At 59.5% G+C, this 20,477-nt stretch carries 19 protein-coding genes; 12 read left to right on the top strand and 7 right to left on the bottom strand.

Going from position 1 to position 20,477, the window contains the following annotated elements; all coding sequences use genetic code 11:
* The first annotated feature begins 6 nt into the window (after positions 1 to 6).
* Positions 7 to 477, top strand: a complete 471-nt coding sequence (locus AAY24_RS10395) for a hypothetical protein (RefSeq protein WP_046859629.1) — start codon at positions 7 to 9, stop codon at positions 475 to 477.
* Positions 478 to 537: 60 nt separating this feature from the next.
* On the opposite strand, the gene dsrA is transcribed toward AAY24_RS10395, so the two are convergent.
* The 4 genes from dsrA to AAY24_RS10375 form a co-directional block, all read right to left on the bottom strand.
* On the bottom strand, positions 538 to 1,788 hold the full coding sequence (gene dsrA, locus AAY24_RS10390; protein ID WP_046859628.1) for a dissimilatory-type sulfite reductase subunit alpha: 1,251 nt from the start codon (positions 1,786 to 1,788) through the stop codon (positions 538 to 540).
* Between the two features lie 375 nt (positions 1,789 to 2,163).
* Complete coding sequence (locus AAY24_RS10385) at positions 2,164 to 2,541, bottom strand: phasin family protein (protein ID WP_046859627.1); 378 nt, start codon at positions 2,539 to 2,541, stop codon at positions 2,164 to 2,166.
* Positions 2,542 to 2,734: 193 nt separating this feature from the next.
* Complete coding sequence (gene phaR / locus AAY24_RS10380; RefSeq protein WP_046859626.1) at positions 2,735 to 3,202, bottom strand: polyhydroxyalkanoate synthesis repressor PhaR; 468 nt, start codon at positions 3,200 to 3,202, stop codon at positions 2,735 to 2,737.
* Positions 3,203 to 3,532: 330 nt separating this feature from the next.
* A complete protein-coding gene (locus AAY24_RS10375) occupies positions 3,533 to 4,717 on the bottom strand; it encodes an acetyl-CoA C-acetyltransferase (RefSeq protein WP_046859625.1) in 1,185 nt (394 codons plus the stop codon).
* A 223-nt stretch (positions 4,718 to 4,940) separates the two neighbouring features.
* On the opposite strand from AAY24_RS10375, the gene AAY24_RS10370 reads away from it, so the two are divergent.
* Together AAY24_RS10370 and AAY24_RS10365 are read left to right on the top strand one after the other, a co-directional pair.
* Positions 4,941 to 5,858, top strand: coding sequence for a poly(R)-hydroxyalkanoic acid synthase subunit PhaE (locus tag AAY24_RS10370; RefSeq protein WP_199930342.1), 918 nt, complete (start codon positions 4,941 to 4,943; stop codon positions 5,856 to 5,858).
* Entirely contained in the window at positions 5,845 to 6,909 is a 1,065-nt protein-coding gene (locus tag AAY24_RS10365; protein ID WP_046859623.1) for a class III poly(R)-hydroxyalkanoic acid synthase subunit PhaC, read from the top strand. The genes AAY24_RS10370 and AAY24_RS10365 overlap by 14 nt, the downstream gene beginning before the upstream one ends.
* 28 nt (positions 6,910 to 6,937) lie before the next feature.
* On the opposite strand, the gene hisG is transcribed toward AAY24_RS10365, so the two are convergent.
* From hisG to AAY24_RS10350, 3 genes are all read right to left on the bottom strand, one after another.
* The gene (gene hisG, locus AAY24_RS10360; RefSeq protein ID WP_046859622.1) at positions 6,938 to 7,816 is read right to left on the bottom strand and encodes an ATP phosphoribosyltransferase; all 879 of its coding nucleotides are present in this window, start codon (positions 7,814 to 7,816) and stop codon (positions 6,938 to 6,940) included.
* A 212-nt stretch (positions 7,817 to 8,028) separates the two neighbouring features.
* Entirely contained in the window at positions 8,029 to 8,271 is a 243-nt protein-coding gene (locus AAY24_RS10355) for a YdcH family protein (RefSeq protein WP_046859621.1), read from the bottom strand.
* Positions 8,272 to 8,402: 131 nt separating this feature from the next.
* Positions 8,403 to 9,095, bottom strand: coding sequence for a ComF family protein (locus AAY24_RS10350; RefSeq protein ID WP_046859620.1), 693 nt, complete (start codon positions 9,093 to 9,095; stop codon positions 8,403 to 8,405).
* Between the two features lie 126 nt (positions 9,096 to 9,221).
* On the opposite strand from AAY24_RS10350, the gene bioB reads away from it, so the two are divergent.
* The 9 genes from bioB to AAY24_RS10305 all read left to right on the top strand — a co-directional run bounded on the left by bioB (position 9,222) and on the right by AAY24_RS10305 (position 20,476).
* Entirely contained in the window at positions 9,222 to 10,238 is a 1,017-nt protein-coding gene (gene bioB, locus AAY24_RS10345; protein WP_046859619.1) for a biotin synthase BioB, read from the top strand.
* A gap of 15 nt (positions 10,239 to 10,253) precedes the next feature.
* Positions 10,254 to 11,417 (top strand): 8-amino-7-oxononanoate synthase, encoded by a 1,164-nt coding sequence (gene bioF, locus AAY24_RS10340; RefSeq protein WP_046859618.1) that lies wholly within the window; start codon positions 10,254 to 10,256, stop codon positions 11,415 to 11,417.
* Complete coding sequence (gene bioH, locus AAY24_RS10335) at positions 11,414 to 12,190, top strand: pimeloyl-ACP methyl ester esterase BioH (RefSeq protein WP_046859617.1); 777 nt, start codon at positions 11,414 to 11,416, stop codon at positions 12,188 to 12,190. The genes bioF and bioH overlap by 4 nt, the downstream gene beginning before the upstream one ends.
* Positions 12,183 to 13,073 (top strand): malonyl-ACP O-methyltransferase BioC, encoded by an 891-nt coding sequence (bioC, locus tag AAY24_RS10330; protein WP_046859616.1) that lies wholly within the window; start codon positions 12,183 to 12,185, stop codon positions 13,071 to 13,073. Before bioH ends, bioC begins: the two co-directional genes overlap by 8 nt.
* A gap of 6 nt (positions 13,074 to 13,079) precedes the next feature.
* Positions 13,080 to 13,757, top strand: a complete 678-nt coding sequence (gene bioD, locus AAY24_RS10325; protein ID WP_046859615.1) for a dethiobiotin synthase — start codon at positions 13,080 to 13,082, stop codon at positions 13,755 to 13,757.
* A gap of 122 nt (positions 13,758 to 13,879) precedes the next feature.
* The gene (locus tag AAY24_RS10320) at positions 13,880 to 16,327 is read left to right on the top strand and encodes a two-component system response regulator (RefSeq protein ID WP_052761178.1); all 2,448 of its coding nucleotides are present in this window, start codon (positions 13,880 to 13,882) and stop codon (positions 16,325 to 16,327) included.
* On the top strand, positions 16,317 to 18,473 hold the full coding sequence (locus tag AAY24_RS18520) for a CHASE domain-containing protein (RefSeq protein WP_199930341.1): 2,157 nt from the start codon (positions 16,317 to 16,319) through the stop codon (positions 18,471 to 18,473). The genes AAY24_RS10320 and AAY24_RS18520 overlap by 11 nt, the downstream gene beginning before the upstream one ends.
* Positions 18,473 to 18,835, top strand: a complete 363-nt coding sequence (locus tag AAY24_RS10310) for a response regulator (RefSeq protein WP_052761176.1) — start codon at positions 18,473 to 18,475, stop codon at positions 18,833 to 18,835. Before AAY24_RS18520 ends, AAY24_RS10310 begins: the two co-directional genes overlap by 1 nt.
* Before the next feature lie 9 nt (positions 18,836 to 18,844).
* Positions 18,845 to 20,476, top strand: coding sequence for a response regulator (locus AAY24_RS10305; protein WP_046859614.1), 1,632 nt, complete (start codon positions 18,845 to 18,847; stop codon positions 20,474 to 20,476).
* Position 20,477: the final 1 nt, after the last annotated feature.

Below are 20,477 nucleotides of genomic sequence, written 5' to 3'. Positions count from 1 at the left end.
CAGCCGGTGAGCATCATCCAGGATCTCTATCTAATCTTTGACAAAGAGTATGCACGGCACAGGGAGCGGCGCTGTTCAAAAAACCTGCTGGTGCTGGAGCTGCGCCACAACCTGGCCTTTCTGCGGGCGGGACTGGCGGAGCAGCTTCCCGGTACGACCATTGTTGCGGGGCTGGAGCAGGCGCAATATCGCCAGGCCACTGAAAAGGGGACGGCGCTCAACGCCATCCAGAAACGGCGCCTTGCAAGACGCACCTACGGTGGGATCAGGGAGTTTGAGAAATACCACGACTGGTCGACCGAACAGCTGATTCACAAGGCCTATGAACGGATTGCGGTGCTGAAAAAGCTCGATCTGGATGCGGGCTCGGTAAACGTGCGCGCCCGCCTGCAGTACCTGTTCAAGTTTCTGATGCTGTTGATTGCCCATATCGACGGCGAAACACTGCATCTGTCGTCGTCGGCATCCCGGCAGTAGAAGGGGTACGGATAGGGAATGGGCCGATACCCGGCACGGGGCCGGGTACCGGCAGTGGCACTAGTGGGTTGTTCCCGCTTTGCGCTCGTTCCATTTGGCAGCCTGCTCATCCCAGTCGTCTGTACGGACATAGGGATTGGTACGCGGCTGGGAGATCATTTCGGGTTCGATCTCCAGGCCGATGCCTTCCAGGAAGTTGATCAGACCGATGCGCTCGATCATCTCGCCGGTGCGTTCATGCTCCAGGGCGTTCTCGGCAAAGAAATCGAGGATTGTGGTGCTCAACTCTTCCAGCCATTCGTAATCCTCGTCCGTTTCCAGTTTGTGGAACGGCACCACCACGGTTCCCATCAGGTCACCGATCTTCAGGGTACGCTTGCCACCCACCAGGATGGAGACGCCCCGGTCATCGCCGGGTGAGAGCGCCTTGGTCATGACGTTGATGCAGTGCATGCAGCGTACACAGTTGTGGTTATCCACGCTCAGGGTGTCGTCATCGTTCAGCGACAGTGCCTGGGTGGGACAGCGGGTGATCACGTTGTCAATGGTGTACTTGCGGCCTTTTCTGGCCACAAACGCCTTGACCTCATCCTGGTCCACCTTCATGTCATCCCGCCAGGTACCGATCATGGCCACGTCTGCCCGCTGGATCGAGTTCATGCAGTCGTTGGCACAGCCGGAAGCCTTGAACTTGAGCTTGTAGGGCAGGGCGGGACGGTGCATGTCATCCAGGTTGGCGTTGACGCAGGTACGCATGGCCCGCGCTTCGTCATAGCAGGACTGTTCACAGCGGGCAGCGCCAACACAGGACATGCCGGTGCGGACAGCCGGTCCGGCGCCGCCCAGGTCGAAGCCGGCCTTGTTGATCTCGTCAAACGCCTTCTGCACATTTTCCGTGGTACAGCCCTGGAACATGATATCCCCGGACTGGCCATGGAAAGCGATCAGGCCGGAACCGTATTTCTCCCAGATGTCGCACAGGTGGCGAATGGTCTTGGTGTCGTAGTGCATTCCGGGTGGTGGAATGACACGCAGTGTGTGAAATTCGGCGGCGGCCGGGAACATCGGCTTGTTGTTCTCGTCTTTCAGTTCGGTAAAGCGGGGAATAATGCCGCCGCCATACCCGATGACGCCCACTGTGCCGCCTTTCCAGTAACCCTTGCGGGTTTCATAGGAAGTCTCAAGCTGGCCCAGCAAGTCAACCATCATGTCGTTGTCTTTGGCTAATCGCTTGAGTCCGGTTACAAAACTCGGCCAAGGCCCCCCCTCCAGCTGATCCAGCATCGGGGTATCATGCATTGGTTTTGTCATACTGCTCCTCCCAGAGTTACCAGTCACCCGGAGTATGGTTCCGGAACTGTCTTTTAGAGTGTGACCCGCCTGTCAATGGGGGCTTGACGCAGATGATAGATCAAACTAATACCAAGTAAACCACTAGGTATTTGGGGTATCCGCTGGTTATTCGGGACCGGGGCCTGTCAGACGCTGCACAGGATGACCACTCAGCCTGTCGGTACAGCCAGGGAGTGATGGGGAGATAAAACAGTCGGGCAAAAAAAATGCCCGGCGGGGAGCCGGGCGAAAATCTCTCTATGCACTGTTCAGAGAGAGGAGGATCTATGCCAGAGGGCCTCTGTCGACCTTCGGGACTTCAGCGCACCCGCTAAAGCGGATTCGCATATAAATTCAGGACTTCATCACCTCGTCAGCAGCCGCTTTTACCTTGCTGTTGAAGGTGCTGATGCCGCTTTCCAGCCAGCTGCGATACTCGTTGCTGGCCTGGGTTGCCAGATTGACGGCGTCGCGACTGGAGCCTGCCAGGCTCTCACCAAAGGTCTTGCTCAGGGCGATCTGGCTGGAGAGCAGCTCTTTGGGATCGCTGGTCTTGCTGCTGACTGAAAGCTGCTCGATACCGGTGTCCACCAACAGGCCGAAGGCATTCATCTGTTTTTCAAGCAGTTGTTCCCAGGTGCGCAGGTTGATTTCTGCCAGGGAGCGCATGCTTTCGTAACCGTTTATGCCGAACTCTTTAAACAGTTCCAGATTTGCTTTCGGGTCTTTCATTGCGCGCTCTCCAGAAGTTGTGCGTTGCAACAATATTGCGATGCAGCATAAGCCCTGCTGATGGCGGTGTCAAGAGGAGTGATGAAAAAAATTGTGCGTTGCACCAGCCATACGGCCGATGCAAGCCAGGCAGCTCACCCAAGTGGCTGAATAGATGGGTTTTTGACAGAGATAGGGCGGGTGGCGGAGGGGGCTACTCTTCTTCTTTTTTTCTTTTTCCGGCACTGGCCAGACCGGCAGCCTTGAAGAAGTTCTTCTGCATATCGGCCCACATGCGCATATTCTGTTCGGCCATGTTGGTGATGGCTGTTACCGGGTCACTGCCGACGCTGTTGTTGAGCTGTTCCTGCTGCTGTACGAACATGGACAGACTCTCTTCCAGGTAGCGGGCCAGGATGCCCTGCACGGTGCCGCCATAAAACCGGATGATCTGGGAGAGCATCTTGGCGCTGAACAGCGGTTCGCCGCCCGACTCTTCATCTAGCATGATCTGCAGTAGAATGGAGCGGGTGAGATCTTCGTTTGTGTTGGTGTCGACTACCTGGAAATCCGTTCCACTCATGACCAGTTCCCGAATATCGGTCAGGGTGATATAGCGACTCAGCTCCGTATCGTAGAGGCGGCGGTTGGGGTACTTTTTTATAATTCTGATAGTGGACATGAAGTCGTATCCTCGAGAATAATTTTCATCTTCCTTCAGACAGTTTACCCGGGAATATTGGCAAAGGGAAAACTGTTTACTCTGTCCGGATGGCTTTACCTGGGCGAACAGGGTTCTGTTTGTCCTGTATCTCCCACGGGCATGGGCAGGCGAGGGGGGCTACCGTCTTGCCGGCGTATGCTCGGAAAGCTCTGCTGACAAAGTGATGGAGGCGGGGCATCTGATTCTGCACTGGCCGGGTTCAGGGGATAAAAACCAGGCGTCAGGTCAAAGCGGTGAAGAATGGGGCTGAACCGAAACGACGGCTCAGCCCCGCGGATTCCCCGCTGTTTATACCCGTTCTACCGCCAGTGCGACACCCATGCCGCCACCAATACAGAGGGTGGCCAGACCCTTCTTGGCGTCACGTTTGCCCATCTCATAGAGCAGGGAGACCAGGATTCTGGCGCCGGAGGCACCGATCGGATGGCCCAGGGCGATGGCGCCACCATTCACATTGACCTTCTCCATATCCCAGCCGAGCTCCTTGTTGACCGACATCGCCTGGGCGGCAAACGCCTCGTTGGCCTCGATCAGATCCAGATCGTCTACCGTCCAACCAGCTTTCTCCAGGCACTTGGTGGTGGCGGGAATGGGACCGGTACCCATGATGGAGGGATCGACGCCGCTGGCGGCGAATGCCTTGATCCGCGCCATCGGGGTCAGGCCCAGCTCCTGGGCCTTGCTCTCTTTCATGACCACCACGGCGGCGGCGCCGTCATTGATGCCTGAAGCATTACCGGCGGTGACCGTTCCGTCACGACTGAAAGCGGGACGCAGCTTGGCCAGGGTTTCGGCGGTGGTGCCATGGCGGGGAAACTCATCTTTCTTGAAAATGATCGGATCGCCCTTCCGCTGCGGGATCTCCAGCGGGATGATCTCATCCTGAAAACGATCGGCCTTCTGGGCCGCCTCGGTCTTCTGCTGGGAAGCGGCAGCAAACTGATCCTGCTCCTCGCGGCTGAAGTCGAACTTGGTGGCGATATTCTCGGCGGTGACGCCCATGTGGTAGTCGTTGAAGGCGTCCCACAGACCATCCACGATCATGCTGTCTTTCAGCTTCCAGTCACCCATGGTTTGGCCCTTGCGGGAACCGGGTACCACGTGGGGGGCGATACTCATGTTTTCCTGACCACCGGCAATGACGATCTCCGCATCGCCGCAGGCGACTGACTGCATGGCCAGATGGACCGCCTTGAGACCGCTGCCGCAGACCTTATTGATGGTCATGGCGGGAACTTCTTGCGGTAAACCGGCTTTCAGGGTTGCCTGACGTGCCGGATTCTGTCCGCAACCGGCTGTCAGTACCTGGCCCAGGATCACTTCATCGACCTGCTCGGGAGAGAGCTTGGCACGTTCCAGGAGGCCGGAGATTACCTTGGCGCCCATCTCACTGGCCGGTACGCCTGAAAGGGTTCCGGTGAAGCTGCCGATAGCGGTACGGCCAGCTGCGACGATTACGATGTTATCACTCATAACGCATTACCTTTTGCTGTCATGGATATGGGAAGGTGACATCCTGGTGTCACCGCCTTTCCTCTTGATGTTGCGCCCCAGGGCGCCGGAAGTATCTTTCTACTCTATCTGATCACCCTACCAGTCTAATGCAAATTGCTGCACCGCACCACATTGGTTTGCATGCTAGTATGCGGTGTTGTGATCATAGCAGGGTTAAGGCGTGATGGAGGAAAGTGGCTTCTTGAACAAAGAGTGGCTGGAAGCTCAGCGGAAGTTCTGGTCCGACTGGTCCGCCGCTGCCCAGAAAGAGGGCGAACCGCTGACCAACCCCTGGGAGCAGGTGCTCAACCAGTGGTGGCAGGCGTTAGCGCCCAGTGCGTCGCCGGGCATCCAGGAACTGTTGGAGAAGACCCTGGCCCAGGGGCGACAGGCATTCCATCTGGCGGAACAGTTTATCCGGGCGCAGCAGCAGTCGGAGGGTGAACCTGACTGGCAGGCCGCCGTGCAGCAGACCTTCGGGGATCTGCGGGGTATTATTGCCGCCATTACCGGTACCATGAATCCGTTGCCGGAAGAGCTGTTGTCGGAAACGGCCATCGACAGTTCGCGCGACTACATGGAGCGGCTGTTCGCACTGCCCGGCCTCGGTCTTGGGCATCGCAGCCAGGTTCAGCAACGGGAGATGCTCGCCCGGTTGCTGCGTTACCAGAAGGCGCGCCAGGCCTATGAGCTGTTTCTTATCGACCTGGGACAGCGCTCGGTCAAGCGGCTGCAGGAGGAACTGGCGGCTCTCGATGGCCAGGCGGAATCGATCGAATCAGCCCGGGCCCTGTATGATCGCTGGGTCACCGCCTGCGAAGCGGTCTACAGCGAACAGGCTATGACACCCGAGTATGTCAGGCTGTATGGTGAGTTGATCAACAGCCAGATGGCGGTCAAACAGCAGATGCGTGACATGCTGGATGAGACCTTCACCGCCATGGGTATGCCTACCACCCGGGCGGTGCGTGCCCTGGAACGGCGCGCCCATCAGGATCGCCAGGCGCTCAAGTCTTTGCAGGCTACGGTCGCCGCCATGCAATCCTCCGCGCCGGTAAAAAAACCGTCCCGAACCCGTAAAAAAAACTGCAGAGTGGAAAAACGCGATGGCGCCGCCTGATCTGAAACCGGAAAAGCTGATTGAAGAGCTGGCGGATTACTGTCGCAAATTACAAACCGGTGCGGAGCGTTTGTGCGCCACGGAGGAGCGCGGCATGGGTGCCTCTCCCCGGGAGGCGATCTACCGGGAGGATAATCTGACCCTGTACCGTTACCTGCCGGCCAACGGTGCCCCGTCCAATCCGGTACCTTTGCTGATTGTCTATGCGCTGGTCAACCGGCCCTACATGGCCGACCTGCAGGCCGATCGCTCCATGATCCGGAAACTGCTGGAGGCGGGGCAGGCGGTCTACCTGATCGACTGGGGTTATCCGGACAGCGTGGATCGTTTTCTGACCCTGGACGATTACGTCAACGGTTACATCGACCGCTGTGTTGACCAGTTGCGGGAGCGGCATGGCGCAGCGCAGGTCAACCTGCTGGGGATCTGCCAGGGCGGGGCCATGAGTCTCTGCTACACCGCATTGCATCAAGCGAAAATCCGCAACCTGGTGACCATGGTGACGCCGGTGGATTTTCAGACCCCTGACAATATGCTGAGTGCCTGGGTACAGCATCTGGACGTGGATCTGCTGGTGGATGTGCAGGGCAATATCCCGGGGGAGTTTCTTAACTGGACCTTTATGGCACTCAAGCCCTTCACCCTGACCGGCCAGAAGTATCTCCATCTGGTGGATATTCTGGAGGATGACGCACAGGTGGAGACCTTTTTGCGTATGGAGCAGTGGATCTTCGACAGCCCGGACCAGGCCGGTGAGACCTTCCGCCAGTTTATCAAACAGTTCTACCAGCAGAACGGGCTGATCAAGGGTGAAGTGGTTCTGGGCGGGCGTAACGTGAAACTGGAGGCGATCACCTGTCCGGTGCTGAATATCTATGGTGAACAGGATCATCTGGTGCCACCGGCCGCTTCCCGCGCCCTGCAGGGGTTGACCGGCAGCCGGGACTATACCGAGCTGGCTTTTCCGGGCGGCCATATCGGCATCTATGTCAGTGGCAAGGCCCAGGCGCTGGTGCCGCCGGCCATCGGCCAGTGGCTCGATGAGCGCTGACGGTCCGGGTCATACGCCCACTGTGTAATCAGATCATCTTGCGCAGTTCGTACTCCAGAATACCCTCCGCACCGGCGGCTTTCAGGCGCGGCACCAGGTCACGCACTTCGCCACTGTTGACCACGGTCTCCACCGCCAGCCACTCCTGATCGTACAGGTGGCTGATCGTGGGGGCGTGCAGGCTCGGCAGCATGCCGATCACCAGCTCCAGCTGCGCCGCCGGCACGTTCATTTTCAGGGCCACTTTCCGGCGGGCGGTCAGCGCGGCCTGCAACAGAGTGGCGATCTGTTCGATCTTGTCCCGTTTCCAGGGATCCTGCAGCGCCTGCGGGTTGGCGATCAGGCGGGTCTCGGTGTGCAGGATATCGCACACGATGCGCAGTCCGTGTGCCCTGATGGTGCTGCCGGTTTCGGTGATCTCCACCACCGCATCCACCAGTCCCTCCACCACCTTGGCCTCGGTGGCTCCCCAGGAGAACTCCACCTGTGCCTCGATACCCCGCTGTGCCAGGTAGCGTTTGGTGAAGGAGACCAGTTCGGTGGAGATCTTCTTGCCCTGCAGATCTTCAATGGACTGGATGGGAGAGTCTTTGGGGACCACCAGTACCCAGCGGCACGGCTGGTCGGAGCTCTTGGAGTAGACCAGCTCGCAGATCTCCTCGACTCCCTTCTCCGATTCTGTTTCCAGAATCCAGTCGTGTCCGGTGAGCCCCAGATCCAGGGTGCCATTGGCCACATAGGGAGCCATCTCCTGTGAGCGTACCAGGGCGCAACTGATGTCGGGGTCATTGATGGAGGGGAAGTAGTTGCGGGATCTGGCAGTGATGCTCCAGCCGGCCTGTTCGAACAGGGAGAGTGTGGCGCTCTCCAGACTGCCTTTGGGGATGCCGAGTTTTAGTTGTGCCATGGGAATCTACTATGTGGGTTAGTGAAAAAATATCCGGTTGATTTTACCCGATTTTCCGGTTGAATAGCGATTCGCCCGATCCCGTCCCCGGGGCAGGTGGAGACAGGGGAGGGACGGCCCTCGCCCCGGTCAGCACGACCAGTATTGCGCCATCCCAACCACCCACTGCAAAGGGCCGGGTCCGGGGTTGGGATCAGGCTCTGTGGGGCGTCCTACTTGTTGTCACGCAGGTACTGGTAAATCTGGTCTTTTAACAGCGCCCGGGTCTTCTTCAGCTCCTCCATTTTCAAGTCATCGATCGGCTGGTTGAGCTCCTCCAGGTTACGGATTTCGTCATCCAGGCTGTCATGCTTCTCCATCAGGCCGGCAAACTCGGTGTCCTCCTGACGCAGTTTGCGGATCGTCCCCTCCAGGTCGGGGAATTCGTGCAGAATGTCGTGTGTTTCTCCCAGCATGGCGTATCTCCTTGCGTTGAGTAGTGGGTTGTTATGGCGGGTTGCACCATTTATATCGCCTAACTGAAATTATAGGAGGGCGTGCCTGCTATCACATGACGCACGACAACTGATTGTCGGGTGTCGGCTGTTTAGGGTGTGCGCGCCAGGGCCCAGACATCCACCCGGGCTACCCCGGCTTGTTTCAGCTGCCGGGCCAGTTCGTTGACCGTGTTGCCGGTGGTGACCACATCATCCACCAGGGCCACATGCCTGACCGTCAGGGGACGGACGACCCGAAACGCCCCGCGGATATTGGATTCCCGTTGCCGTCTCTTCAATGCGTGCTGGGGACGGGTTTTCAGGGTGCGCTGGCAACTGCGGTGATCGAGGGGAATACCGAACCGGCGGCCCAACGGTCTGGCCAGTTCCAGCGCCTGGTTATAGCCACGCTGACGCAACCGGTCAGGATGCAGGGGGACCGGTATCAGCAGGTCGGGCCGATCGATCCGTTGCGTCAGATACTCCGCCAATAACCGGCTGAGCAGGCGACCCTGGGGTAGTCGCTCGGAAAATTTGAACTGACTGATCAACCGGTCGACGGGGGCGGCGTAGAGAAAGGGTATCCAGCTGCGGTCAACCGCCGGCGGCTGTTGTTGGCAGCTGCCGCATAGCACTTCCAGCGGTTGACTCAGGGGCAGGCCGCACTGTGGACAGGGGTGCCGGTTATAGGGCAGATCCTCCCGGCAGGGGGTGCAGAGACCCTCGGTGGCCGGGGCGTCACACAGCTGGCAGTGGTCGGGATAGAGAAGGGATAGAGTATTTTTTATACAGCTGTAAACCATAGAAATCCATTCTGGTTGACGAGCAATCCTGCTCCGGTATCATAGCGGATTCGCCGGGAGCGCCCTGCGAAGCCGACAATTATCCCCCAATCCGCTGAATACTGACAGAGTCCGATTATGAACCCTATGACGATACGACACGACTGGAGCCTGGACGAGATCGAGGCCCTGTTTAATCTGCCGTTTAACGATCTGATGTTTCAGGCGCAAAGTGTCCACCGTCACCATTTTGATGCCAACCAGATACAGGTGAGTACCCTGTTGAGTGTCAAGACCGGCGCCTGTTCCGAGGATTGCGGCTACTGTTCCCAGAGTGCCAAGCACGCCACCGATCTTGAAAAGGAGAAGTTGTTGCCGCTGGACGAGGTGAAGCGGGCCGCCAGAGAGGCCAAGGAGAAGGGGGCCACCCGCTTCTGTATGGGAGCCGCCTGGCGCAATCCAACCGACAAGAACCTGGAGCGTGTGGTGGAGATGATCCAGGCGGTGCGCGACCTGGGCATGGAGACCTGCGTTACCCTGGGCATGTTGACCGATAGCCAGGCGCAGCGCCTCAGGGAGGCGGGGCTGGACTACTACAACCACAACCTGGACACCTCTCCGGAGTTCTATGGCAACGTGGTCACCACCCGTACCTACCAGGACCGGCTGGATACCCTGGCACGGGTCCGTGAACAGGGGATTAACGTCTGCAGTGGCGGCATCCTCGGTATGGGTGAATCCCGCCGGGACCGCGCCTCCATGTTGCGGGAGCTGGTGAATCTGCCCAAGCATCCGGAATCGGTACCGATCAACATGCTGGTACAGGTGGAGGGCACCCCCCTGTTCGGCGCCGATGCCCTGGATCCGTTCGAGTTTATCCGCACTGTCGCGGTGACCCGCATCCTGATGCCCCAATCCTATGTGCGCCTGTCGGCCGGCCGTACCGAGATGAGCGATGAGATGCAGGCGCTCTGCTTCATGGCCGGTGCCAACTCCATGTTCTATGGCGACCGCCTGCTGACCACCGACAACCCGGAGGCCGATGCTGATCGCCGGTTGTTTGAACGACTCGGCCTGCAGTTCCAGGAATCCCAGGAACTGCAGGCGACCGAGAAGGAGTGCGACAACAAGCGCCAGGCCCGTCTGGCCGCCGAGTTCTCCTGAGCCGGACATTTCCCCATGCGACCACTGGAACCGGAGCTGGAGCGGCGCAGGGCGGAACACCTCTACCGCCGCCGTCGGGTACTGGGTTCACCCCAGAATCCCCGGCTGCAGATGGATGGCCAGGAGCTGCTCAGCTTCTGCAGTAACGACTACCTGGGGCTGGCCAACCATCCCGAGGTGATTGCCGCCCTGCAGCGCGGTGCGGACCGTTACGGGGCCGGCAGCGGTTCGGCCCATCTGGTGTCGGGCCATAGCCAGGCCCATCACGCCCTGGAAGAGGAGCTGGCGGCGTTTACCGGCCGCCCCCGAGCGCTACTCTATTCCACCGGCTACATGGCCAACCAGGGGGTGATTGCCGCCCTGCTGGGGCGGGACGATACCATCTACCAGGATCGCCTCAACCACGCCTCGCTGATCGACGGCGGACTGCTCAGTCGTGCCGGGCTGAAGCGCTATCCCCATAACGACACGGCTGCCCTGGCCGCCCGCATGGCGTGCCAGAGCGGTGGCGATGCCCTGGTGGCGGTGGACGGCGTGTTCAGTATGGACGGTGACCTGGCCCCGCTGCCGGAGCTGGCCACGCTTTGCGAGCGGCAACAGGCCTGGCTGATGGTGGATGATGCCCACGGCTTCGGTGTGCTGGGTCGTGGCGGCCGGGGCAGCGTGGACCATTTCGGCCTGGATCGCCAGTCGGTGCCGATCCTGGTCGGTACCCTGGGCAAGGCGTTCGGCACTTTTGGTGCCTTTGTGGCCGGCTCCGAGGCGCTGATCGAGACCCTGATCCAGCAGTCCCGGAGCTATATCTATACCACCGCCCTGCCACCTGCGGTGGCCGAAGCGACCCGCACCAGCCTGCGTCTGTTGCAGCAGGAGGAGTGGCGTCGGGAGCAGTTGCGGCAGCTGATCGCTCATTTCCGGGCCGGCGCCACCCAGCTGGGTCTCAACCTGATGGCATCCCAGACCCCCATCCAGCCCATTCTGGCTGGCAGTGCGGAACAGGCTCTGGCCTGGAGCCAGGCACTGGAGCGTCAGGGTCTGCTGGTCACCGCGATCCGTCCGCCTACGGTACCGGAGGGGAGTGCCAGGTTGCGGGTCACCTTGTCCGCCAGCCACACCCTGGAGCAGCTGGATCAGCTGCTGGAGGCGCTCGCTCGGCTCAAGCGGGAGGCAGACGCTTGAAACTGAGTGTGGAGATAGCGGGGGGCGGACCGGATCTGGTGCTGCTGCACGGCTGGGGTATGAATGCCGCGGTCTGGTCCCCGGTGGTGGCTGAATTATCAAAAAGTTGGCGGGTTACCCTGATTGAACTGCCCGGACACGGTGCCAGCAGCTATGATGCGGCCCGGCCATCCCTGGATGACTGGGTCCACGCCTGCCTGGCGGTGGCACCGCAACGCGCTGCCTGGATCGGCTGGTCCCTGGGCGGTCAGCTGGCGCTGCGGGCCGCCGTGCGGGCGCCGGAGCGTATCGCTACCCTGGCCATGGTGACCGCCAGTCCCCGTTTTGTGGTGGGCGATGACTGGCCCCACGCTATGGCCCAGGCCACCCTGCAACAGTTCGCCCGCGCCCTGCAACGCAATCACCATCAGACCCTGGAGCGGTTTCTCTCCCTGCAGGTGCAGGGCGACGAGGCGGCGCGCGAGACCCTGCGACTGCTGCGTCAGGATATCGCCGCCCGCCCCGAAGCCGACCCGATCGCCCTGGAGCATGGCCTGGATCTGCTCCGTTCCGTGGATCTGCGGGCCGAGTTGCCGGACATCCGCTGTCCCACTCTCTGGTTGTTCGGCGAACGGGATACCCTGGTGCCGGTCGCTGTCTGTGATGAGCTGGAGCGGCTGATGCCGACTGCCGAGATCCTGATCCTGCAGGGTTGCGCCCATGCCCCGTTTCTCTCCCATCCGCGCCAGTGCCTGCGGGCCCTGAACCACTTTCTGGAACCGGAACATGCCTGATCGAGAACACCGTATCGACAAACAGCAGGCCCGCATGGCGTTTTCCCGTGCTGCGGAACGCTATGACCAGGTGGCGGTGCTGCAGCGGGAGATCGGCCAACGCATGCTGGAGCGACTGGACGTGGTGCGGTTGCAGCCGCAGGTGATTCTGGATATCGGCGCCGGTACCGGCGTGGCCACGGCGGCCCTGGCGCAGCGTTACCGGAAATCCCGGGTGCTGGCGCTCGATTTTGCCCTCCCCATGCTGTTGCAGGCCCGCAAACGGGGCAGTTGGCTGCGTAAGCCACGCTGTATCTGCGGTGACCTGGAGCAGTTGCCGCTGGCGGATCAGAGTGTGGACCTGATCTACTCCAACGCAGCGATTCAGTGGAGCAACGACCTGGATGGCACCTTTGCCGAGTTTCGCCGCGTGTTACGACCCGGCGGACTGCTGATGTTCACCACCTTCGGCCCGGACACCCTGAGTGAACTGCGGGCCGCCTGGGCCGCGGTAGACAACGGCTCCCATGTCAGTACCTTTATGGATATGCACGACGTGGGGGATGCCCTGCTGCGGGCCGGGCTGGCCGATCCGGTGATGGATGTGGATCGCCTGACCCTGACCTATGAAAAGGTCACCGGGCTGATGAAGGATCTGAAAATTCTCGGTGCCCACAATGTGAATAGCGACCGGCAGCGGGGTCTCACCGGCAAGGGGCGCCTGCAGGCGATGCAGAACGCCTATGAAACTTTTCGTCGGGCATCGGATGGCCTGCTACCGGCCAGTTACGAGGTGGTCTATGGCCACGCCTGGGCGCCCGAGGCGGGACGCCGCTCCAACGCTCCCAGCGTCGCCCTGGAGAGTATCGGCTATGACAGACAGCACGCCGGCGGGGAGCGCTGAATCGGCATGGTCAATGGTTATTTCATCACCGGAACCGATACCGATAGTGGCAAGACGGTGATCACCCTGGGATTGATGCAACGGCTGCAATCCCGGGGACTGCAGGTGGCCGGTCTGAAACCGGTGGCGGCCGGTGCCGAGCAGACCGACGCTGGTTTGCGTAACGGTGATGCCCAACAGCTGCTGGCCCAAGCCTCCCGGCCGGTTGCCTATGACCTGGTCAATCCCTATTGCTTTGCTCCCCCCATCGCCCCCCATCTGGCCGCGCAACGGCTGGGCCAATCCATCGATTTCGCCGAAATCAACCGCTGCTATGGACAACTGGCAGTCGCTGCCGATCGGGTACTGGTGGAGGGCGCCGGTGGCTGGCGGGTGCCCTTGGGCGCCGGTCGTACCATGGCGGACCTGGCGGTGACACTTAATCTGCCGGTTATCCTGGTGGTGGGGCTGCGGCTCGGCTGTATCAACCATGCGCTGCTGAGTGCCGAGTCGATCCGGGCCAGCGGTCTGCCTCTGGCCGGCTGGGTCGGCAACCAGGTCGATCCGGCCATGGCCGAGCTCGATGCCAATGTGGCGACCCTGCGCAGCTGGCTGGAAGCTCCCTGCCTGGGGGTGATTCCCCACCTGGCTTCCCCGACACCCCTTGCCACCGCTGATCATCTGCAACTCCCCGACCTTTTCTGACCGTCCGGTACTGCGCGCCCTGCTCCCCAGCGCATCGTTAGGGGGTGTATTCCTTCCCTGTGTTAGACTCAGACTGAGTGATAAAGGAATAGACGACAATATGGATAACCCGGGGAGCGTACGTGGGACGTATTCTGATCGTTGAAGATGACCCGCTGATGGGGCAGGACATAAGCCTCAAACTGCAGCACTTCGGCTACGAGGTGATTGCGGTGGTGGTGTCATCCGAGGAGGCCATTGCGGTCGCCGGCGAAGCCCGCCCCGACCTGATTCTGATGGATATCCTGCTGGAAGGGGATGTGGACGGCATAGAGACCGCCGAGTGCATCTCCCGCCAATATCGAATTCCTATCGTTTTCCTGACCGCCTATGACGATGCGGAGTTCATCCGGCGGGCCAGTATCACCGAGCCCTATGGTTATATTCTGAAACCGTTTACCGGTAGTGAACTGCAGGCGGTGGTGTCGATCGCGCTGTATAAATCCCAAATCGAGAAGAAGGTCCGCCAGACGGCCCAGGTGGCCGCCACACTCTCCGGTATGAGTGATCCGGTGTTTCGGGTTGACCGGGCAGGTGTGGTGGTGATGTGCAATCCGGCTGCGGAGCAGTTGCTGGGCTGCTCCCAGGCGGAAACCATAGATCAGCCCATTAGCGGGTTGCTCAACCTGGTGCGTGATGGTGGAGAGGTCAATGTGCTGGATGGGTTGTTGACCGCCGTTCTCGACCGGCCGGACCCGGTGAGTGTGGATCGGGGGCTGGTTTTGCGCCGACCGGGCCTGCCCGAACTGCCGGTAAGTCTGAAAATCAGCGAAATCCAGGACGAGGCAGATGACCCGGGTGGTGCGGTTCTGCTGCTCCAGGACATCTCTTCAAGAGCCCATCTGCAGGCGGAGCTGAATCTGCTGGCCCAGGTGTTCAAGACCGGCTCGGAGGGGATACTGATCACCGATCCGGATATGCGTATTCTGCGCGTCAATGACGCCTACCAGCGGATTACCGGTTTTACACTCGACGATGTGGCGGGCCAGCAGCCGGTGGCCCTCTCCTGTGGGTATCATGATGACGCTTTTTATCAGGAACTGCGGGCCGAGTTGGAAGAGACCGGCAGCTGGACCGGCGAAATATGGAATCGCCGGAAAAATGGTGAGCTGTTTCCCGAATTGCTGAACCTCTCCGCCGTGCTCGATGAGCGCGGCTGCATCACCCACTACGTGGGTATATTTACAGATATCAGCGCCAGTAAACATCTGCAGGAACGCCTGGTTTACCTCAGACAAAACGATGAACTGACCGGCCTGCCGAACCGGAACATGTTTGAGGAACAAGCCAAGCGGGCCATTGATAGCGGCAAAAAAAACGGCAAGAGCGTTGCCTTCATGTTGGTCGATATCGACAATTTCAATTCAGTCAATGAAGTATTCGGACACCCTTTCGGCGACCGGTTGCTGACAGACTTTGCCGGAAGAATCGCCAATATTGTTCAGGATAACGGGCTGCTGATGCGCTTCAGCGGCGACACCTTTGCCCTGATCCTGGAAGAGGATAAGGGCGATGCCAGGCTGGCTGATCTGGCCGATAGCCTGCTGGAGGTTTTGTCGATTCCCTTCTCTGCCGATGGCAAGTCGGTGCAACTGACAGTCAGTATCGGCATCAGTGTCTACCCGGTGGATGGCAAGGAGTTCTATGGCTTGCTGAAGTGCGTCGACAACGCCCTGCACTATGCCAAGCGTGCTGGTAAGAACAGCTACCGCTTTTTTGATCGAGCGATGTATGACAGCGCCCTGGCGGCGCGCCGTATCGAGCAGGCGTTGCGCAGCGCCATTGAACGACAGGAGTTTCAGCTCTGCTATCAGCCGCAGATCGAGATTGAAAGCGGCAAGGTGACCGGTTGCGAAGCACTGATCCGCTGGAAAAACGGCGACCTGGGTCAGGTACCACCGACCCGGTTTATTCCCATTGCGGAAGACACGGGGCAGATCGTGGCGATTGGAAAATGGGTGTTGCGGGAGGCTTGCAAGACCTATCTGAACTGGGTGGAAGCCGGTCCGGCACCGGACCATGTGGCGGTGAATGTATCTGCTCGCCAGTTCAGGGATCCGGATTTTATCGACGTGGTGAAATCTGTTCTCGATGAGACCGGCATGCAGACCGAACATCTTATGCTGGAAGTGACAGAGAGTGTCGCCATGGATCAGGGTGAGGGGGCGATTCGCAAGTTGCGGGAGCTGAAGTCAATGGGGATCCAGCTGTCGCTGGATGATTTCGGAACCGGTTATTCAGCACTTTCCAGTCTGCAGCGATATCCGTTTGATACCCTGAAGATCGATCGCTCCTTTATTCTCGAAAGTCAAACCAGCGAGCAGGGAAGGGTGTTGTTGGAGGCCATTATCAGACTGGGCGCCGGTCTTCGACTCGAAACCATTGCCGAGGGGGTGGAAGAGGAAGCCCAGGTCGACTATTTACGCCGCCTGGGCTGCCGGTTGATCCAGGGTTACTACTATAGCCGGCCTGTACCGGGTGATCAGGTAGGGGCGCTGGTTCAGACAGGATTTACCCCTTTTGTCGAATAGAGATACAGAGCGGCGAAGTGTGGTTATGCAGGATCAGCGGGTCTGGATCCACTGGTTGATCCTGTTCCTGGGCATCACGCTGACCCTGGGTGCGTTTCAGTTTGTCAGGCAGTGGGAGGTGGAGTCGCAACAGCAGCAGTTTCGGGATCATGGGGATATCCTGTTCGCCACCCTGAACAAGGAACTGGCCATCAATATCGAGGCCTTGCTGGGGTTGAGGGAGCTATTTCAGTCCTCCGAATTCGTGACCCGGGAAGAGTTCCGGATCTTTACCCAACCGAAGCTCAGGCGTTTGGATACTATACAGGCCCTGGAGTGGGTGCCGCGTATTACCGCTGATCAGCGGGCCAGGCATGAAGCCGACGCGCGTCGCGAAGGATTGGAAAACTATGTCATCACCCAGGGCTCCCGGGCCGGCACCATGGTGGCGGCCGAATTGCGGGATGTCTACTTCCCTGTCTATTACGTGGAACCCCTGGTGGGTAACGAGATCGTGATCGGTTTCGATGTCGCATCGCTCCATTCCCGTCAGAATGTGCTGATGCTTGCCGAACAGGCCAATGATGTCAGGGTATCGGCCGGTATCCAGCTGTTGCAGGGCGACCTGGGTTTCCTGGTTGCTGTACCTCTTTATAGCCACGATGAGCAGTACCTGCTCCAGGGATACCTGCTGGGGGTCTACCGCATGGATCGGGTGCTGAAGGCCGTTATCTCCCAGTCCCACATCGAGAAGACGGAGTTCAACCTGACGATATGGGATGTGACCGAGACGGCAAAGCCGCAACGGCTGTATTCAAGTGGCGACGACAAAACCGCGGGTCGGTCCGCCCTCTTTTCCAGAGCGTTCTCCTTTGCCGGGCGCACCTGGAAAGTTGATATGAGCCCGTCGGGAATATTCATGGGGGCAGTGGATAGGTCAACATCCTGGGTGATTCTGGTTGCGGGCCTGCTGTTGAGCCTGCTCCTGACCCAGTATGTGCGCATCCTGTTGCTGCGGGGCCAGCGGGTGCGCTACCTGGTTGAGCAGCGCACCCGGGAACTGGAACGGAGTGAGCGCACCACCAATACGATTCTGGATACCGCCATCACCGCGGTGATCACCATTGACAAAGCGGGCGTGGTGCAGCGGTTTAATCCGGCCGCCGAGCGAACCTTCGGATACAAACAGGCGGAGGTGGTGGGGCAGAACGTCAAGATGCTGATGCCGGAACCGTATCACTCAGCACATGATGGCTATCTGCGTCGTTATCAGCGCACCGGAGAAGCCCGCATTATCGGTGCCGGCCGTGAGGTGAGCGGTCGCCGCAAGGATGGCAGCGTATTCCCGATGTTGTTGTCGATCGGTGAAGCGAAGGTGGATGACAATCCGCTGTATATAGGGACGGTGCTGGATATCACCCTGCAGAAAGCGGCCGAAGTGGCACTGATCAACGCCAAGAACAATGCGGAGCACGCCAATCGCCAGAAGTCCGATTTTCTCAATATGATGAGCCATGAACTGCGCACGCCGCTGACCGTGATACTGGGTTATCTGCCATTGCTGAAAAATGCGCAGTCCCTGCCATCACCCGCGATGATTGCGGAGATCGCACGGGATATCGACCTGTCGGGACAACACCTGTTGCGATTGATCAACGATCTGCTGGATATCTCCAAGATCGAGGCCGGCAGCATGAACCTGCACAGGGAGTCGATCATGGTGGGTAAAGTTGTGGCGTCGGTGTGTAACAAAATGCAGGGGCTGGCGGACAAAAAAGGGATAGCGCTGGTTGATCAATCGGGCAGTGAGGAGTTGTTTGCCGACCCCCTGCGGTTGCAGCAGATTCTGCTTAACCTGATCGGTAACGCCATCAAATTCACTGCCCAGGGGAGTGTCCGGGTGGAGACCCGACACTGTTCTGACGGGGTGGAGATCAGTGTCACCGACACCGGCAGTGGCATACCGGAGGCAGACCTGCCGTTTATTTTCGACAAGTTCAGGCAGGTTGACAGCTCCAGTACCCGAAAACTGGGGGGCACCGGGCTTGGTCTGGCCATCACCCAGCGGCTGGTAGCGCTGCATGGTGGCAGCATCGAGGTCACCAGCCAGGTGGGCCAGGGGAGCTGTTTCCGATTTACCATGCCAACCAAGGGAGGTGATAGCTAGTGGCAAACATCTTGTTAGTGGAAGACGATCCCCTGATCAGTCGCATGCTGACCCTGCGCCTGAGCCTGCGGGACCATACCGTCACGCCGGCTGAAAATGGCCAGGAGGCGTTGGAGATGGCGCAGGCATCGCCGTTCGATCTTATCCTGATGGATATGCATATGCCGGTGATGGATGGGCATGTGGCGACCCGCAAATTGCGGGAGGCGGGTTATGTGGGGCTGATCGTGGCGGTTACCGCATCAGTCATGAGCCAGGAGAGCGACGCGGCCATTGAATCGGGTTGTGACAACTACATCAGCAAACCGGTAGGGGATGACTTCGAACAGCAGGTCGAGGCGTTGCTGGCGGCACATCGATAGGGGGCAGGGATGGGCGATAAAGGGAGCATAATAGAACAACTGGAAGCTGTCACCCATGCGTTTATCGCCCAGTTGCCAACGCGGGCGGATGAAGTAGAGCGGCAATGGCTAGGCCTGCAGCAGCAGCCGGACAACCGGGAGCGCTGGCAGGATCTGTACCGCCTGGCGCACAATCTGGCCGGTGGTGGTGGCACGTTTGGATTCAGCAATATTACCGACGCCGCCCGCCTGGTTGCCGATCTGTTGCGCACTGCCTTGAAGGAACAGCAGCCGTTGGCGGCACTGGCTGAGAATCAACAGCTGGAACTGTATCTGCATCAGTTACAGGAGCTCTGCCGTTACCCGGCAGGCAACCACAACTCCGCGCAACCGGTTGCCGAGAACCGGCTGCTGACCGAGGTGTCACCCAGTCGTCTCGGTTATCTCTACTCAACAAAGCCGGAGCAGTATGCTGCCCTGAGTAACAATCTGCAGGGGATGGGTATCGAGATTGAACGCTTCGATCAGTGTGATCTCCTGCAGGCGGCCATACTGGAAAACAGCCCGCTTTTTGTCCTGGTGGATATAGCCCAGTGTGACACCATGGGTTTTCTGCACGACCACTCCCATCCGCCCATGATAGCGATCAGCCGGACAGGGGACTTTTCCACCCGGCTGAAGGCGGTGCGATCCGGCATGGACGGTTTTTTTGTCGAGCCGGTGGATGGGGTGACCCTGCTGAATTTTGTCGATACGCTGTTGCCCCAGGCGTGGGGTATGCCGTTCCGGGTGTTGATTGTGGACGATGACCGAAGCCAGGCTGAATATGCGGCGTTGGTACTGGAGCGGGCGGGCATGATTACCTGTGTGGTCAATGATCCCGCCACCATCATCGAGCAGTTGACCGCATTCTCTCCCGAGTTGCTGCTGCTGGATATCTACATGCCCCAGTGCAGCGGGATCGAGCTGGCGCAACTGGTTCGGCAGATGACCCAGTATGTCAATGTGCCGATTATTTTCCTCTCCGCCGAGCATCGACGCGACCGGCAACTGGCTGCGCTGCAGGTGGGGGCCGATGATTTCATCACCAAGCCGATCATCGCCAAAGAGCTGATTGCCGCGGTCAATCTGCGGGCCTGGCGGGCCCGCATGCTCAATTGGGTGATGCTGCGGGATGGGCTTACCGGCTTGCTGAATCACGCGGTGATCATGGAGCGTCTTCAGCATGCCGTAGCCATTGCCCAACGGCAGAAAGAGGCCTTGAGCATCGCCATGATCGATCTGGACCACTTTAAACAGGTGAATGACCAGTATGGACATCCGGTCGGTGATCGGGTGTTGGCCGCCTGTTCCCGAATGATACAGCAGCGGTTGCGGGGTAGTGACGCCATCGGTCGCTATGGTGGAGAGGAGTTTCTGGTGATACTGCCGGCCACCGAATCGGCGCAGGCGTTGGTCGTGCTCGATGAGCTGAGAATCGCCTTCAGTACACTGCGGCATACGGCAAACGGGGAGACTTTTAGGGTCCAGGTCAGCGTCGGAATCGCCTGTTATCCCCAATTCAAAACGGCGTCGCAGTTGCTGGAGGCGGCCGATGCCGCCCTCTATCGGGCGAAGCGGGAAGGGCGGAACCGGGTGGTCATCGGTGGGCCGGTTGGCTGAT

Origin of the sequence: Sedimenticola thiotaurini (assembly GCF_001007875.1) — a bacterium.
GTDB lineage: Bacteria > Pseudomonadota > Gammaproteobacteria > Chromatiales > Chromatiaceae > Sedimenticola > Sedimenticola thiotaurini.
Note: the sequence above shows the minus strand (reverse complement) of the source record. Positions and strands in the feature narration are given on the sequence as shown.

Coding starts and splice junctions, on each gene's coding strand:
- bioF (WP_046859618.1), top strand. CDS start 10,254: ATGCGACCACTGGAACCGGAGCTGGAGCGGCGCAGGGCGGAACACCTC.
- AAY24_RS10385 (WP_046859627.1), bottom strand. CDS start 2,541: ATGAAAGACCCGAAAGCAAATCTGGAACTGTTTAAAGAGTTCGGCATA.
- phaR (WP_046859626.1), bottom strand. CDS start 3,202: ATGTCCACTATCAGAATTATAAAAAAGTACCCCAACCGCCGCCTCTAC.
- bioC (WP_046859616.1), top strand. CDS start 12,183: ATGCCTGATCGAGAACACCGTATCGACAAACAGCAGGCCCGCATGGCG.
- AAY24_RS10305 (WP_046859614.1), top strand. CDS start 18,845: ATGGGCGATAAAGGGAGCATAATAGAACAACTGGAAGCTGTCACCCAT.
- bioD (WP_046859615.1), top strand. CDS start 13,080: ATGGTCAATGGTTATTTCATCACCGGAACCGATACCGATAGTGGCAAG.
- dsrA (WP_046859628.1), bottom strand. CDS start 1,788: ATGACAAAACCAATGCATGATACCCCGATGCTGGATCAGCTGGAGGGG.
- AAY24_RS10375 (WP_046859625.1), bottom strand. CDS start 4,717: ATGAGTGATAACATCGTAATCGTCGCAGCTGGCCGTACCGCTATCGGC.
- hisG (WP_046859622.1), bottom strand. CDS start 7,816: ATGGCACAACTAAAACTCGGCATCCCCAAAGGCAGTCTGGAGAGCGCC.
- AAY24_RS10350 (WP_046859620.1), bottom strand. CDS start 9,095: ATGGTTTACAGCTGTATAAAAAATACTCTATCCCTTCTCTATCCCGAC.
- AAY24_RS10355 (WP_046859621.1), bottom strand. CDS start 8,271: ATGCTGGGAGAAACACACGACATTCTGCACGAATTCCCCGACCTGGAG.
- bioB (WP_046859619.1), top strand. CDS start 9,222: ATGACGATACGACACGACTGGAGCCTGGACGAGATCGAGGCCCTGTTT.
- AAY24_RS10365 (WP_046859623.1), top strand. CDS start 5,845: ATGGCGCCGCCTGATCTGAAACCGGAAAAGCTGATTGAAGAGCTGGCG.